Annotated in this window: 15 protein-coding genes; 3 read left to right on the top strand and 12 right to left on the bottom strand. The window is 69.4% G+C overall.

The genetic code is table 11. The annotated features are described in order from the left end of the window. Positions 1-3: 3 nt before the first annotated feature. Positions 4-1,155: a glycosyltransferase gene (locus NQV15_RS03515; RefSeq protein ID WP_232398325.1), complete on the bottom strand. Its 1,152-nt coding sequence runs from the start codon at positions 1,153-1,155 to the stop codon at positions 4-6. A gap of 94 nt (positions 1,156-1,249) precedes the next feature. On the opposite strand from NQV15_RS03515, the gene NQV15_RS03510 reads away from it, so the two are divergent. Then, positions 1,250-2,149 (top strand): glycosyltransferase family 2 protein, encoded by a 900-nt coding sequence (locus tag NQV15_RS03510; RefSeq protein ID WP_232398219.1) that lies wholly within the window; start codon positions 1,250-1,252, stop codon positions 2,147-2,149. 4 nt (positions 2,150-2,153) lie between these two features. On the opposite strand, the gene NQV15_RS03505 is transcribed toward NQV15_RS03510, so the two are convergent. The 4 genes from NQV15_RS03505 to NQV15_RS03490 all read right to left on the bottom strand — a co-directional run bounded on the left by NQV15_RS03505 (position 2,154) and on the right by NQV15_RS03490 (position 5,538). Further along, complete coding sequence (locus NQV15_RS03505; protein WP_232398324.1) at positions 2,154-2,945, bottom strand: right-handed parallel beta-helix repeat-containing protein; 792 nt, start codon at positions 2,943-2,945, stop codon at positions 2,154-2,156. A 64-nt stretch (positions 2,946-3,009) separates the two neighbouring features. Then, positions 3,010-3,213 carry a hypothetical protein gene (locus NQV15_RS18115; RefSeq protein WP_304523566.1) on the bottom strand — a complete coding sequence of 68 codons (204 nt, stop codon included), beginning with the start codon at positions 3,211-3,213 and terminating at the stop codon, positions 3,010-3,012. A 266-nt stretch (positions 3,214-3,479) separates the two neighbouring features. Continuing rightward, on the bottom strand, positions 3,480-4,814 hold the full coding sequence (locus NQV15_RS03495) for an O-antigen ligase family protein (RefSeq protein ID WP_257125088.1): 1,335 nt from the start codon (positions 4,812-4,814) through the stop codon (positions 3,480-3,482). Continuing rightward, positions 4,789-5,538: a Wzz/FepE/Etk N-terminal domain-containing protein gene (locus NQV15_RS03490; protein ID WP_232398217.1), complete on the bottom strand. Its 750-nt coding sequence runs from the start codon at positions 5,536-5,538 to the stop codon at positions 4,789-4,791. The genes NQV15_RS03495 and NQV15_RS03490 overlap by 26 nt, the downstream gene beginning before the upstream one ends. A 152-nt stretch (positions 5,539-5,690) precedes the next feature. Here NQV15_RS03490 and NQV15_RS03485 point away from each other — a divergent pair, with 152 nt between their 5' ends. Together NQV15_RS03485 and wecB are read left to right on the top strand one after the other, a co-directional pair. Further along, positions 5,691-6,389: a hypothetical protein gene (locus tag NQV15_RS03485; protein WP_232398216.1), complete on the top strand. Its 699-nt coding sequence runs from the start codon at positions 5,691-5,693 to the stop codon at positions 6,387-6,389. Beyond that, positions 6,386-7,552 (top strand): non-hydrolyzing UDP-N-acetylglucosamine 2-epimerase, encoded by a 1,167-nt coding sequence (gene wecB / locus NQV15_RS03480; protein ID WP_232398215.1) that lies wholly within the window; start codon positions 6,386-6,388, stop codon positions 7,550-7,552. The genes NQV15_RS03485 and wecB overlap by 4 nt, the downstream gene beginning before the upstream one ends. 15 nt (positions 7,553-7,567) lie before the next feature. Here wecB and NQV15_RS03475 read toward each other — a convergent pair whose 3' ends face one another. Genes NQV15_RS03475 through NQV15_RS03445 form a run of 7 tightly spaced genes read right to left on the bottom strand, consistent with a single transcriptional unit; the run spans position 7,568 to position 13,871 of the window. Then, positions 7,568-8,221, bottom strand: a complete 654-nt coding sequence (locus tag NQV15_RS03475; protein ID WP_232398214.1) for a methyltransferase domain-containing protein — start codon at positions 8,219-8,221, stop codon at positions 7,568-7,570. 34 nt (positions 8,222-8,255) lie between these two features. After that, entirely contained in the window at positions 8,256-9,512 is a 1,257-nt protein-coding gene (wecC, locus tag NQV15_RS03470) for a UDP-N-acetyl-D-mannosamine dehydrogenase (protein WP_232398213.1), read from the bottom strand. Further along, positions 9,505-10,314 (bottom strand): WecB/TagA/CpsF family glycosyltransferase, encoded by an 810-nt coding sequence (locus tag NQV15_RS03465; protein ID WP_232398212.1) that lies wholly within the window; start codon positions 10,312-10,314, stop codon positions 9,505-9,507. Before NQV15_RS03465 ends, wecC begins: the two co-directional genes overlap by 8 nt. Next, positions 10,311-11,483, bottom strand: coding sequence for a hypothetical protein (locus NQV15_RS03460; protein WP_232398211.1), 1,173 nt, complete (start codon positions 11,481-11,483; stop codon positions 10,311-10,313). Before NQV15_RS03460 ends, NQV15_RS03465 begins: the two co-directional genes overlap by 4 nt. A gap of 2 nt (positions 11,484-11,485) precedes the next feature. Then, positions 11,486-12,481 carry a TolB-like translocation protein gene (locus NQV15_RS03455; RefSeq protein WP_232398210.1) on the bottom strand — a complete coding sequence of 332 codons (996 nt, stop codon included), beginning with the start codon at positions 12,479-12,481 and terminating at the stop codon, positions 11,486-11,488. 17 nt (positions 12,482-12,498) lie between these two features. Then, positions 12,499-13,188 carry a WbqC family protein gene (locus NQV15_RS03450; RefSeq protein WP_232398209.1) on the bottom strand — a complete coding sequence of 230 codons (690 nt, stop codon included), beginning with the start codon at positions 13,186-13,188 and terminating at the stop codon, positions 12,499-12,501. Then, on the bottom strand, positions 13,185-13,871 hold the full coding sequence (locus tag NQV15_RS03445; RefSeq protein WP_232398208.1) for a PIG-L deacetylase family protein: 687 nt from the start codon (positions 13,869-13,871) through the stop codon (positions 13,185-13,187). The genes NQV15_RS03450 and NQV15_RS03445 overlap by 4 nt, the downstream gene beginning before the upstream one ends. Positions 13,872-14,082 lie beyond the last annotated feature (211 nt).

Below are 14,082 nucleotides of genomic sequence, written 5' to 3'. Positions count from 1 at the left end.
GAGCTACCGGTCGGCCAGGCGGTCGATCGCCTGCAGCAGGTCGGCCGCTCGGGCGTCCCAGGTGTGCTGGCCGGCGAAGCTGCGTGCCCGCTCCGCAGTGTGCGGGGACGCCGCGTCCGTGACGGCCTGCTTCACCGCCCGGGCGAAGTCCAGCGGTTCCTCCGCCACGGCGATCAGCGACGTGCCGAGCCATTCCACAGCCGGCAGCGGCGTCGAGACGACCGGCATCCCCGCGGCCAGGTACTCCAGCGTCTTCAGGGGGAAGCTCGCGCGGTTGAAGTCCGAGTCGGCATAAGGCGTCAGGCCGACGTCCATCAGGCGCAGGTACGACCGAAGCTCCGAGAGCTCCTTGCGACCCACCCATGCCACATTCGGCCGCGCAGCCAAGCGAGCGAACCGCTCCGGCTCGAATCCGGGCTGCACGGGACCGACGAGCAGCACCGAGATGCCGCTGTCCGCCACGGCCTCGATCAACGAGAGGTCCAGTCGGGGCGACAGCTGACCGACGACACCCGCGATCGGCGGCACCAGCGGCACGTCCGTCACCTCCGGGGCCTGGTCGAGCCGGTCGTACGCCGAGGCGTCACACCCGTTCGGCAGGACCATCGTCGCCGCGGAGCGGCCCTGCCATGGCCCGGCGATCGTGGGACTGACCGCCATGAGGAGGTCGGCCTCGTCGAGCCGCCGCTGCTCCTCCCGGGCGAGGAGCGATCGTGATTGCCCCATCAGCTCCGCGCCGGCCACGAAGTCGTCCGTCGCGAAGTACACCTGTGCTCCCCCGGGGACGACCCTCAACGGCTGCAACGGGCTCGCGACGATGGTGGCCAGGACCTCCATGCCTGCCTCCTGCACGGCCCGCCTGATCGAGCGTCGCATGATGCCCTGGGTTATCGGCAGCACCGTTCGTCGACCCGGAAAGGGCGGGCCGATCGTGAGGAGTCGGGTCGTGCGGTCATCGACGTCGCGCAGACGGCCGCCTGCCACTGCACCACGTGGCTCACGTCCGGCGGCGATCCGCAGCGATGAGAGCGGCGGGTCCACCCACAGGACGTCGACGTGCCGCGCGAGGCTTCTCACCAGGTGCCGGTCGGTGCCCTGGACGGCGTCCCACGGAGCACCGGCGCAGTACACGATCGCTTGCCTCCGGGTGGACATCACGGTCGTAGTCTAGGTTGTGCCGTGGGCCGCCGGGACCGATCATCTTGCTCATATGACGCTCAATTGACGGTACCGGACCTAGTATCCGAGGATGAGCTACGACGTGGGGGTGGTCATCGTCTCCTACAACAGCGCCCACGTCATCGAGGGGTTGCTCGCAACGATCCCCCAAGCCCTCGACGGCTTGTCGGCGGTGACCGCGGTGGTCGACAACGGCTCGACCGACAACTCGCTGGAGATCCTGCGGGCGCGGGACGACTGCCTCGTCGTCGAGAACAGCAACACCGGTTACGCCGCCGGCGTGAACCGCGGGGTCGAGGCACTTCCGGGGGTCGAGACCATCCTGGTCCTCAACCCCGATGTGCGTCTTGGTCCCGGCAGCGTCCGAAGCATGTTCGCGACCCTGCAGGCCACTCGGGCGGCGGTGGTCGCGCCTCGCGTGCTCCAACCCGACGGGCAGCTGTTCCGGTCGTTGCGCCGTGAGCCTGTGCTGCTTCGCACAGCGGGTCTCGGCTGGACCAAACGCCCTTGCTTCGACGAGTACATCAGTGATCCGGCAACGTACGAGCATCGCCAGGTGGTCGACTGGGCGCTCGGTGCGGCCCTGCTGGTCCGGCGCGATGTCCACACGGCTCTGGGCGGCTGGGACGAGAGCTACTTCCTGTACTCAGAGGAGACCGACTTCTCGTTGCGCGCCAAGGACCGCGGCTGGAGCACCGTCTACGAACCCACCGCCGTCGTGACGCACATCGGCGGCGCCTCGGGTCGCACGGTGCGCACCCACGTGATGCAGGTGCTCAACCGGGTGCGGTTGTACGCCCGTCGTCATCCTCCGTACGCAGGAGTCGCCTACCTGTGTCTCTCGGTCCTGAGCGAGACGTCATGGGTGCTGCGCGGTCAGGGCGAGAGCATCGCGTCGGTGAAGGCCTTGCTCAGCCCCCGGAGCCGACCGGCCGAGCTGGGTTGCTCGGACACGATCGTCCCCCGCTGACCCGCTACGGCGCGGGAATCGGGTCCCCGGTGTCGTCCCAGACGTTGCCCTCCCACGAGTTGCCCCCGCTGGTCGTGTACGCCGTCGCGTACCCGAAGAAGCCTCCCTTGGGATAGAAGACCCGAGAGATGCGGTTGTTGGTCACCGAGATGTTGGTGGCGGAGGATTCCTTGCCCGCGTTGGCGCCGGCGTAGATCGTGTAGCCCCCGCCGGCCAGCAGGTTGTCGTCGATGACGCGGTTGTTCTGCGGACCGAAGTCCTGGAACAGGCTGACCGCGTCCGTCTGGTCCTGCGGATTGAAGATCGTGTTGTGCCGGATCGTCAGCGGGCGCGAACCACCGTTGCTCGTCGTGCCGTTGACATGGTCGTCCCCGGTGAACGCGAGATCGTGGATGTAGTTGTCCTCGATCAGACCTTGGTCGGTCTGGACACCGCAGGCGGTGTTCGAGATGTCGTTGCCGATGACCTGGAGGTTCGCCGAGTCCGAGTAGATGTCCTTGATGCCGTTCATGAGCCGTGTGGGACCTGAGCTGGCCGGGCCGGCGATGTCGTTGTTGCGCAGCGTCACGTTGTCCGCATGGCGCACCGCGATGCCGAAGTCTTCACCGGACACGATGATGCGGGAGTTTTGGACCGTGACACTCGAGGCCGTGATGTTGACGCTCCTCGTGGTCGAGATGCCCGAGAGCGTCGCGCCGGTCTGATCGACCTCGATCCAACCGCGCTCGTCGTAGTGCCACCCGTCGCCCGACCTGGCGTCCTGGGGGACGCGGACGAGCTCGGTACCCTCGGGCACCCCCGTCGTGCTCGCGTCCGGGTAGCCGCACGAGCTGGGGTCCGGAGCGCACCCGGTGATGACCTCAGCGGGGCCGGTCGGCGTGGGAGCCGTTGCCGTCGGCTCGGGCGGGGGTGTCGGTCCAGGCGTGGCCGGCTCGTCCGTGGGTGTGGCCGACGGCGTGGCGGGCGTCTCGGTCGTCGGCTCGCCGGGAGTCCCGGACGTCCATGGCCGGGGGTACCCGCACGTGGCGCGGGACCACGAGCGGTGGCCGCACCATGGCGTCCACGAGGCCTCCGCGTTGGCGAATCGTGCCGTCGACGTCCGACTCCGGTCCGCGGCCGAGAGGGCGGCGACCGATGCCGTGCCCAGCACTAGTGTCAGTCCGAGCGCGCACGCGATGGTCACCCAGCGGTGTGCACGTTTCGTGGGTGCGGGCGGACGTAGGCCATTTCCGGGCATGTGAACTCCTCGATCGGTGTCCCGAATCAGTTGGGTTTACGTCACATGCCCGACTTGCGACCGTTCGACCGTAACAGGATTACGGAGCCGTGCTCAACTCGATGGGCCCGTGCGCGCCAACCGCCAGGTCGCTCCCGCCAGGCCCAGGAAGAGGAAGAACAGTCCCGCGGCCATGGGGAAGCTGAACCCGTCGAACAGTGCGAACCCGCAGGCGCCCCCGGCGATCCCAGCCAGCAGCGACTGGCCGATCTCGCGCGTGCGGGCGTCGTCGGCATGGATCCGGACGGCTCGTGCGCACCACATGCCTGCGACGATCAGTCCCAAGAAGCACGCTAGCCCCAGGATGCCGACATCGATCATCAACCCCAGGTACTGGTTGTCCAGGATCCGGTACCGCGGAAGGAACGTGAACAACCCCCTGCCGAACACCGGTGAGCGCGCGATGAACTCACCGGCGATGTCGTAGGAGCCCGACCTCGACTGAGCGCTGCTGTCGTCACCCAGTCCGGTGAACAGCCCGAGCAATGAGCCAAGTAGACCTGGGACGGTCAAGAACATTGCCCCGCCGAACACCAAGACCACGAGGCCACCGACCAACCTGCGCATCGGATTCCAGCTGACTCCCAGCAACACCAGCGCGACGAGCGAGGCGATGAGAGCTGATCGAGAGATCGACAAGCCGCTGGCGAAACCGATGGCCACGACCGGGAACCAGCGCCTGATCGCACCCCGATCGCGGTCGTTCAGAGCCATGGTGAGTGCCACCGGCAGGATCATCGAGATCGCTGCTCCGAACTCGATGGGGTGCAGCGCCGTCCCGGCCGGACGGTTGAACCCGTTCCGCAATGCGATGCCCGTCAGGTCCACGTTGGCCCGCAGACCCGGCACAGAGATCTTGTCGACGAGCGCCTCGCCCGTCGCGAACTGAACGATGCCCAGAAGGGCGATCGCACCCCCAGCCAGGGACAGGCGCCGCAGCAGCACGTAGAGCCGGTCCCAGGAGGCGACGCCATCATTGGTCAGCAGGAGCACCCCGCCCCAGGCGGCCGTCGCGACCATTCCGAGATCGGCGCTGCTCGACTCCGTCCCGTCGATGGGCCGGCTCATCGCCACGACATAGCTCGCGAAGAAGGCGCAGGCCGTCGCGATGTACATCACCCGCACAGGTCGCGCCCCGGGCGGATCCTGCGTCGTCCGCTGGACCTCGTAGAAGATCCACCACCCCAGGGCCAACAGGCCGACCAGCTGCGCCGGCGATCCCGCTGCCCCGAGCGGCGCGACGGTCAGCCTGGACGGGATGACGACGAGCAGCAGCAGGTAGACGGTGATCAACGTGACGGCATCGGGACGCCGCAGAGCGTCCGGGGAGGTGGACGCCACGACGTCCACGACCCCGGCGCGCTCAGCGGCTGTTCTCGACCGGGACATCACGGGTGTTCGCCGGCCCCGGGCGCACGGTCTCTCGGACCGGCCACTCGAACTCGAACGCCGACGGGTTGGTCAGGTGAAGATCGGGGATTCCCTCGGCGGCCTCGGCCTGGCGCGAGCGTCTCCCGCCGTGTCCACGCCGCAGTAGCACGTTGTCGACCGCGGCGATGGTCACGGCGCTCAGCAGCAACGCCAACGCGACGCTCGCGCCCACTGCCCGTACTCGCGTCGCCGTGACCGCGCGCGGCTTGTCGTCCTGCGCGACGATCTGGGGCGTGATCAGGCTCTTCTCCGCGATCTCCAGGGACTGCTGCAGATCATGCAGGCTGATCGGCACCTGGGCGACCACAGCGTCCAGCAGCTGCTGCGTCTGCCGGCTGGTCGGCGCGGTCACGGTGACGATGAGGATCGGCGCACTCGTGGTGAAGTCGGCGGTCGCCTCATAGGTCCCGTGGGGAGCCGCGCGCCGGATCTTGGCGATCGTGGCGTCCGATCCCAACGATCGAGTCAGCACGTCCACCGCCTGTCGTAGGCCGCTCAACGACAGGTATCGGTTGGCGGTCGGATCCTCGGTGCTCCTGGGCGGCACCAGCACAACGTCAGCGCTCGACTCGTAGGGCGGCGGGGATTGCGAGGCCACAAACAGCGCGAAGCAGGCTGTCGCCGCCACACAGAACAGCGCAAGGATCCATCGACGAGCCACGCTGGCCCACAAGTCGCGCATGTACATAAAGGAGTCACACTCCCTTCCCTGAGGATGCGTGAGCAGGCTAGGTCGGGAACGTCAATTATTCGCGAAATCGCCCGCTCGAGCTCTGGATTCGCTCCCATGTTGATCGGTCGTGCTGCCACGATGAAGACCGACGAGGAGACCCGATGACAGCAACCGACGCACTGCTGGTGCTGCGCCAGCGCTGGTACATCGTCCTGGCCGGTCTGCTCCTGACGGGCGCCGTGGTGGTGAACGTCGCGACAGTTCCCGCTGTCTACGTCACTCAGGCAGACGTGCTCTTCCTCGCCCCGCAGAGCGCCCAGAATCCCAATCCCATCAAAGACTCCTCCGAGAGTCTGATCGCCACCACCGGTCTGGTCGCCCGCATGGTCCGAAACGGCAAGGAGGAGCCGGCCACCGCCTCCTCGGGCGTGACCCTCACCGGGAAGGGAGTTCGGCGCGGGTACTCCATCAGACTTCCCGACTCCGGCGGCCAGTGGGCCAACAACTTCGATCGTCCCGAGCTGGACATCCAGGTGGTCGGGCCGTCCAAGACCTGGGTTCGCTCGACACTCGACCGACAGGTGCTGCGCATCAATCGTGCTCTCCACGATCTGCAGGCCGCCGACGGCGCAGCCAGTCAGGACTTCATCACGACGTCCTTGACGCCAGCGGTCGCGACGGTCGTCCGCACCGAAGGACAACCCAAACGCGCCGTGGCAGCCGTCGTGGCGCTCGGAACGATCCTGACGGCACTCGCTGCGCTCGGCTTCGACCGGACCGTCCCCGGTGCACGTCGACGCCGCGCGGCACTGCAGCCCCAGCCCATGACCCAGCCGCGCCAAGGATCGGACCCGACATGACCGCACGAACTGCCCTTGTCATCTACGGGACCCGACCCGAGGCCATCAAGATGGCTCCCGTCGTCACCGCGCTGGAGCGTTCGAGCACCTTGCGACCGGTCGTCGCGGTGACCGGCCAGCACCGCGAGATGCTCGACCAGGTCAACACCCTGTTCGGCATCACGCCCCAGCACGATCTCGACATCATCCGACCGCGCCAGCAGCTGCACGAGATCACGTCACGAGCCCTCGATGGCCTCACGGCGACGATCCGGGCCGAGCGGCCAGACATGGTCATCGTCCAAGGAGACACCACCACAGCCTTCGTGGCTGCGCTCGCGGCGTTCTACGAGCAGGTGCCGGTCGCCCATGTCGAGGCCGGTCTCCGCACGAGCGATCGCTACAACCCGTTCCCCGAGGAGATCAACCGCCGCCTCGCCTCGCAGCTGGCATCGACACACCTGGCTCCCACCCCGACGTCACGCGCCAATCTCCTAGCCGAGGGAATCGCCGCCGAGGACGTGTACGTCACCGGCAACACCGTCATCGACGCCCTGCTCGCCGTGGTCGACCGCAGGCTGCCGCTGCACGACCAGGCCCTGTCACCGCTGCTCGACCTCGGTGACCGCAAGGCCGTGCTCATCACGAGCCACCGTCGTGAGTCGTGGGGGGCACCCATGGCCTGCACGGCCCGGGCCATCGCGCGGCTCGCGAGAAGCTTCCCCGACGTGTTGTTCGTCCTGCCCGCACACCTGAACCCGGCCGTGCGTGAGGTCCTGCTCCCTCCCCTGACCGGCCTGGCGAACATCGTGGTCACCGACCCGCTCGGCTACTCGGACTTCGCGCGCGCCATGGACGCCTGCTCGATCATGCTGACCGACAGCGGAGGCGTGCAGGAGGAGGCTCCCAGCCTGGGCAAACCCGTGCTGGTCCTGCGTGAGACGACCGAGAGGCCCGAAGCCGTCGATGCCGGAACGGTGCGGCTCGTCGGGACCGACGAGGAGGTCATCGTCGATGCCGTGTCGACGTTGCTGACCGACGAGACGGCGTACAAGGCGATGGCCCAGGCCGTGAACCCATACGGTGACGGGCGGGCGGCCGGGCGGATCGTGGACGCCATCGCCCACCACTTCGGTGACGGGCCCCGGCCCGACGAGTTCGTCCCGCCCCCGACCGAGGGCTGAGCCGCTCGAGTCGCCTCAGCGCACCGCGATGATGGACTTGACCAGACCCGCCGCGCGCTCGGTGAGCACCCGTGAGGTGGGAAACAGGTTCCTGAGCTCGGTCAGCCCGATCAGCTCGACCGACAGCACGTTGTCGACCGCGGCCTGCCGGTCGCTGTTGGGCGTGTGCACCAGTCGCCACCGGCGGCTGACCGCGACCCTGGCCGGGACCGGAAGGAACTGGAAGCCCGGAAAGAGCCAGTGCGGCTCGACCGGGAAGTAGCGGTACGGCGTCTGGACCCAGTGGTGATCGGCCAAGCGGTGCACGCTGTCCGCGAACCGCTGCCGCCGCTCCGCTCCCCCGACGTGCTCGATGACGGCATTGGAGTAGACCAGGTCGGCGCGCAGGTCGCGGAACGGTGCGGGCAGGTCGCAGGCGTCGGCGTGATGGGACTCGATCCAGTCGACGTCGTCGGCTCCCTCGGGCTCGAATGACAAGACGATGACCTTGCGCGGCCTCACCGGCGCGCGGCGCCAGCTCGACACCGTGCCGCCCAGGTCGACGATGGTCATGTCCGCGATGTCCGGGAACTCTGTGCGGAGCTGCTCCCAGCGCCGGGCGCGGTAGCGCTCGGCCAGGGAGTCCGGACCGTCGACGAATCGGTTGCGAATGGTGGTGGCGGCGCTCATGGGTTCTCCTTCATCTGGTGGGCCGGACCGGCCCCTATCGCCACACGCCGCGGGTGTCGTAGACGACCTTGCCCTCGAGACGCGACCGGCTGAGCGACTTGAAGTGGTCGTGGTCGACCAGGAGCAGCACGATGTCGGCGTCGGCGATGGCGCTGGTGGCCGGCTGGAGCTGCACGTTGTCATGCCCCGAGAGAGCCGCCGGCAGCACGTGGATGAAGGGCTCGGCGACCCGGATGTCCAGATCGGGCAGAGCTGCGGCGATCTCGTCGACGATCGCGACCGCAGGGCTCTCGCGCAGGTCGTCGATGTTCGGCTTGTAGGCCAGCCCGAGGCACGCGACCGTCGGTTCGCGGAACCGTGCGGTCTTGACGATCAGCTGATCGGCCACGTGGTGGGGTTTCGAGTCGTTGATCGCCCGGGCCGCCCGGATCAGGGGGGTCAGGTCCGGCGACGCACCCACGATGAACCACGGATCGACCGCGATGCAGTGACCGCCGACGCCCGGTCCGGGCGTGAGGACGTTGACGCGCGGGTGGTGGTTGGCGAGCTTGATGACCTCCCAGACGTCCAGGTTGAGGTCCTCGCTGATCAGGGACAGCTCGTTGGCGAAGGCGATGTTGACGTCGCGGTAGGCGTTCTCGACCAGCTTGGACATCTCGGCGCTGGCCGCATCCGTCAGCAGGATCTCGCCGAGGCAGAAGACCCGGTAGATCGAGGCGGCCTTGCGTGCGCACTCCTGGGTGATCCCTCCGACGACCCGGTCGTTGGTGATCATCTCGATCATGATCTTGCCCGGCAGGACCCGCTCGGGGCAGTGCGCGACGTGCAGGTCGGGCAGTCCCTCCGAGGCGTGCGCGGGGTTGAGGTCGGGGCGCAGCTCCTCGAGCCACCGGCTCACGTTCTCGGTCGAGCCCGGGGGCGAGGTCGACTCCAGCACGATGATCTCGCCACCGCGCAGCCGCGGCGCGATCTGCTCGACCGCCGAACGGACGTACGACATGTCGGCCTCGTGGTTGTCCAGGAACGGCGTGGGGACGGCGATGATGAACGCATCCGCCTCGGGCGTCACCGTCGTGGCGGTGAGCGAGCCCATCGCCACCGCTCCGCTGACGCCGACCGCGAGGTCCGGCTCGATGAACGGCACCTCCCCGTTCGCGATGGCCTTCACGGTGGCCTCGTTGACGTCGACGCCGACGACCTCGACGCCGCGGGTCGCCAGGGCCACCGCCGTCGGCAGCCCGATGTAGCCCAGGCCGATGATCGCGACCCGTCCCTCGAAGATCTCATTCATGTGCGGTGCCTTCCTTGGCGGTGGTGGAGGTTGGGACGTACGGGGTGGTCCTGCGGACCCGCTCTCTGAGCAGCAGCGCCATGAATGCGGTGTTGGTGGTCAGGTAGCGACGCCAGAGCCGGCCGGGCTCCTGCAGCACGCGGTAGAGCCACTCCAGGCCCCATCGCTGCCAGCGCGCGGGGGCACGCCTGGTGAGGCCGCCGATGACGTCGAAGGAGCCACCGACGCCGTGCATGACCGGCACTCCGAGCGTCGCCCCGTAGGTCCCGAGGAAGATCTCCTTCTTCGGCGACGGCATCGCGATGAACAGCATGTCGGCGCCGGACGCCGCGATCGACGCGGCGACCTCGCCCGACTGGCTCGCATCGAAGTAGCCGTCCCTGCTGCCCACGACCCGGGCCCCCGGCCATCGGGTGTCCACGGCCGTCTCGACCGCGTCCAGGACGCTGGGTGTGGCGCCCAGGAGGTACACCGAGCGGCGGTCGCGGTCCGCGCGGGCCAGCAGCTGCTCGAACAGGTCGATGCCGGCGACCCGCTCGGGCAACGGCTCCCCCAGCAGGCGGCTCGCCCACACGACCGACTGGCCGTCGGCCAGCAGCACATCACACTCCAGGAGCGAGCTCCTCAGCAGCGGGTCCGAGCGGAGGTGGACGATCTTGGCCGCGTTCACGACGCCCACGAGCAGCCGCCGGCGCGTCCGTATCGCCACATCGGCCAGCTCGACGACCGCGTCGAGCGTCATCGCGTCGATCCGCAGGCCGAACAGGTCCCGCCGCGGGTGCCGGCCGATCAGGGCGGTCATGCCGTCACCCCCCGCGCGGGGAGCCAGGCGTACAGGAGCCATCCGAGCTCGTACGGCCGGCACTCGTGGTCGACGCGACTGGCCGGGAATACCCGGTCCAGGCCGGGCAGGTGCATCCCGGGACGGATCGCGGTGGTCACCGCGGAGAGCCGACGCACGGCCTTGGCCCGCTCACGCCGGCCGGCCTTGCGCCAGATGAGCCCTGCGGCGTCGGCGACGAGCGGCTCGTCCACCTCGGGGTGATCCTCCAACCAGCGCAGCCCGCGGACGATCTCGGACGTGTGGTCCGTGCCGCCGGCCTCCACCAGGTCGAACAGCACCATGGGCGCCATCGCGTGCTGGTGGACGCTGTAGACCGGATACCGCTCCACGACGTCCCCCGTGCGGGCGTCGTAGTGCCACCACCACTGGCCGTCCGGCCCCTGGAGCTCGCAGAGGCGGGATGCCGTCGCATCGGCGGCCCGCAGCAGCGCTGCGTCCCCCGACGCCCGGGACATCCTGGCGAGGGCCTGGATCGGGTAGACCTGGTCGGCGAACGAGCCGACGTGCCGGCGCCACCGGTTCTGTGCGGTGGCCGGCACGACGTGCGGATAGATCCCCTCGGCGCCCTGCGCCGCCAGCAGGCGAGCACTCATCGCCTCCCCCATCGCGAGCAGCTCCCCGCCCGCCGCGACGGCAGCCGTCACGATCCACGACACCGTGACCGTCTCGAGCGGACGGCCGCTGGAGATCGTCGCGCCGAGGCGGGAGAACAGCGCCGTGTCGATCGTGCCCGCCGTCTCGGCCACGGCCCAGGCCGCCAGGGCGACGGCGCCCGGATCGTCCTGCTCCCGGGCGAGCACCCCCGTCGCGCGGGCCAGCTCGGCGGCCGTGGTCCCGCCCAGCACGGCGCGCTGCTGCGAGGCATCCAGTCGCGACAGCCCGAGTGCTGCCATGGCCGCGTAACGCAGGCTGGCCCCCTCCGGGCGGGGCCGGCCTCCCGGCCCGTCCGAGCGTCGCACCGTCTGGGCGAACTGACCGGTGTCGGCGTCGTACCCCAGTGGCAGTCCCCGGCGGCCGACTGCGAGGAGCCGGCGCACCTGCGCCGCCGCCCCGAAGGCCTCCACGCGAGCGATGCGGTCCGCTCCCGTCGCGGCGTCGTGTCCGTCGCCCTGCAGGTCAGTGGCCATGTTCAGCTCCTCACGATCGACGGGGACCACGCCTGCTCGATGAAGATCGAGGGCGCGGCGCCGGCGGTGGTCTTGATCTGCCAGATGTCACTCACGCCGGCCTCGCCGTCACGGGGCAGCCCGTACAGCAGCGAGTCGTCGTCGAGCCACTCGACCTGGTCGTCGACGCTGCGCGTCTCGCCGTCCAGCGTCGTCTCCGCTCCCGATGCCAGGTCCAGGACGACGACCTGCCACCGCGGGGTGGAGCCGCCCACGTCGTGCTTGAAGGCGACCCGCCGGCCGTCGGGCGAGAGGGACGGGCACTCGGCGCCCGCGTGCAGCGTCGTCAGCGTGCGCGCCGACAGGTCGCCGCGGGCCAGGTACGTCGTGCCACCGGTCGCCACGGTCGCGTAGAAGGTGTTGTCGTCACGGGCGAACGTGACGCCCCAGATGTTGCGGTCGGCGGGTCGGACCCGTCGGCCGTTCACGACCAGCGTGAACTCCTCCAGGTTGCCCAGGTCCTTGCCGCCGACCTCGCGGATGTCCGTCGCGGTCGAGAAGCCGACCTGCATGTACGAGTGGCCGGTCACGAACGAGGTCGTGGCCACCAGCGTGCCGTCGGCCGAGACACGGGTCCGACTCGGTACGCCCGGCAGGCCCCAGGACTCGACCTGATTCCAGTCGGCGTCCAGCTGCACGGCCTCGAACGTCGTGGCCAGTCCCCGCTTGACCCGCAGGCAGCTGGTCGTCCCCGCCGCGGCGTACACCCGGTCGCACGCGACATCGGTGAAGGCCCGTGGGCCGTCGGGGTCCGCCAGGCTCACGACCGACACCAGTCCGTACCGCGACCCGATCTCGGTGTTGCGGAACACGACCCGCGGTTCGCCCTCCAGCGCCTCGGCGGGGGTGACGGTGACCTTCGGTGGGGCGTCGGCGCGCGCCGCGGCCCGCTGGACCGCGATGACGACGCACGCCCCGGCGCCGGTCAGCGCCACCGCGCAGATGACTCCGAAGATCATGAGACGTCCACGGCTCGTCACACCCGTCGCCGGCTGCCGACGGGTCCGGCCGGGGACGCATGGACGAGCCAGGGCTCCTCGGCCATCACGACCGACATCGGGTCGTCGTAGTCCATCAGCACCGACAGGATCGAGTCCCCGGTGACCGGCCGGTGGGTCGACCAGGTGATCTGCACGCCGCTGTCGCGGTAGCTCTCGTCATCGTCGACGTACGCGCGGCCCTCGGTGCCTGACAGGTAGCTCGTCGCGTTGTACTGGTGCATGACCGAGATCAGGTCGGTGACGCCGGTCCCGGCCGGCGGCGGCGCGATGGACACCGGTGTGCGGATGCCCAGCACCTCCCGGACGCCGAGGATCAGCTGAAGGTTCAGCTGCCACAGGTGCTCGGTGTGGATGTCGTCGATCATCGCCAGGATCGTCGGACCGTGCCGTGACCAGTGCTTGGCGTCGCGGTATCGCTCCGTCACGACCGCCCGCAGCGCCTCACGGGTCTCCTCCGGGATGATCCGCGCCTCGGAGATCAGCGAGCCGGGCGGGCCCGCGATGATCGGGATCGAGGCCCACCGGCCGCGCATCATGACCCGGCGCTGGAAGCCGCGTGCCTCGAGCGGGTCGTAGATCCTCAGGTCGAACAGATCGGCCTTCGCCATCTTGTACCAGAACTCCGACCGCGGGAGCAGGTCTGCCTGGTGACCGGTGATGATCATGAGGTGCTGCCCACGGTCTCGGCCGCGCGCGCCACCCGGGCACCCGGCGACCTGCGCACCACCGCGAACTGCTCGGCCCATGCGACGTGGTGGACCTCCCCCACGACGTGGGCGTTCTTGCGCAGGCCACCGGCCAGCGGCGACCCGTAGGCGACCGCGGCGGCGATCTTGCGCTCGAGGTCGCGCTCGTCCAGCTGCTCGTGGACGCCCCAGCGGACGTCCTCGGCGTACTCGGGCACCTCGACCGCACCCACGTCGTACACCAGGACCGTCGGACCTGGGCGCGCCCCGTGCCCGTGTGGGGCACGGACAGCACGCATGCCGGCCTCGTATGCGACCGCACGGTCGTGGTGGTTGGACGGGAACGGCAGGTACAGCATCGAGGGCTGCACGATCCGGAGCAGGTCGGCCAGCATGCCGACGAGCAGGTCCATGTCCTCGCCCAGATGGCGCCTGGAGAATCCGAGCACGGTGGCCGGTGGCCGGCCCAGCGCGTGCTGGGCGGCGACCAGCTGCTCCTTGCGCCGCTCATCGGGCTCGGCGAGGATCACGACCGCCGCGTCATCGTGATGCCGGGCGAGCAGCCCGCCACAGCCCAGCGTCTCGTCGCCGACGTGCGGCGCGACGACGAGCCGGCTGGCCCGACGCGGCGAACGTGGCTCGCCTGTTCCGTGATCGATCATGCATGGCTCCCTGGATGTGCACGGCGGAGCCATGACGCATCGGCGCCGTGCCCCCAGCACGATCCGATGTCCAGCCCCAAGGTGGATCGGCTCATTACTGCACGGTGCGAGAAAATTTCCGTCAAAGCCGGCCACCCCTGTCGGCGAGCGAAGAAGCAGGAGGCTGCGCGGCACCAGGGGTACCGCACAGCCTCCCTCTCCCGCGGCGAGA

Source organism: Aeromicrobium wangtongii (genome assembly GCF_024584515.1).
GTDB classification, from domain to species: domain Bacteria; phylum Actinomycetota; class Actinomycetes; order Propionibacteriales; family Nocardioidaceae; genus Aeromicrobium; species Aeromicrobium wangtongii.
The sequence above is the reverse complement of the archived record's forward strand: the minus strand, read 5'-3'. Positions and strand labels throughout refer to the sequence as shown.

Excerpts from the sequence above, each read along its gene's own strand:
- NQV15_RS03445 (WP_232398208.1), bottom strand. The coding sequence starts at position 13,871 with ATGATCGATCACGGAACAGGCGAGCCACGTTCGCCGCGTCGGGCCAGC.
- wecB (WP_232398215.1), top strand. The coding sequence starts at position 6,386 with ATGACCGCACGAACTGCCCTTGTCATCTACGGGACCCGACCCGAGGCC.
- NQV15_RS03515 (WP_232398325.1), bottom strand. The coding sequence starts at position 1,155 with ATGTCCACCCGGAGGCAAGCGATCGTGTACTGCGCCGGTGCTCCGTGG.
- NQV15_RS03495 (WP_257125088.1), bottom strand. The coding sequence starts at position 4,814 with ATGTCCCGGTCGAGAACAGCCGCTGAGCGCGCCGGGGTCGTGGACGTC.
- NQV15_RS03465 (WP_232398212.1), bottom strand. The coding sequence starts at position 10,314 with ATGACCGCCCTGATCGGCCGGCACCCGCGGCGGGACCTGTTCGGCCTG.
- wecC (WP_232398213.1), bottom strand. The coding sequence starts at position 9,512 with ATGAATGAGATCTTCGAGGGACGGGTCGCGATCATCGGCCTGGGCTAC.
- NQV15_RS03510 (WP_232398219.1), top strand. The coding sequence starts at position 1,250 with ATGAGCTACGACGTGGGGGTGGTCATCGTCTCCTACAACAGCGCCCAC.
- NQV15_RS03490 (WP_232398217.1), bottom strand. The coding sequence starts at position 5,538 with ATGCGCGACTTGTGGGCCAGCGTGGCTCGTCGATGGATCCTTGCGCTG.
- NQV15_RS03460 (WP_232398211.1), bottom strand. The coding sequence starts at position 11,483 with ATGGCCACTGACCTGCAGGGCGACGGACACGACGCCGCGACGGGAGCG.
- NQV15_RS03450 (WP_232398209.1), bottom strand. The coding sequence starts at position 13,188 with ATGATCATCACCGGTCACCAGGCAGACCTGCTCCCGCGGTCGGAGTTC.
- NQV15_RS03475 (WP_232398214.1), bottom strand. The coding sequence starts at position 8,221 with ATGAGCGCCGCCACCACCATTCGCAACCGATTCGTCGACGGTCCGGAC.
- NQV15_RS03485 (WP_232398216.1), top strand. The coding sequence starts at position 5,691 with ATGACAGCAACCGACGCACTGCTGGTGCTGCGCCAGCGCTGGTACATC.
- NQV15_RS03455 (WP_232398210.1), bottom strand. The coding sequence starts at position 12,481 with ATGATCTTCGGAGTCATCTGCGCGGTGGCGCTGACCGGCGCCGGGGCG.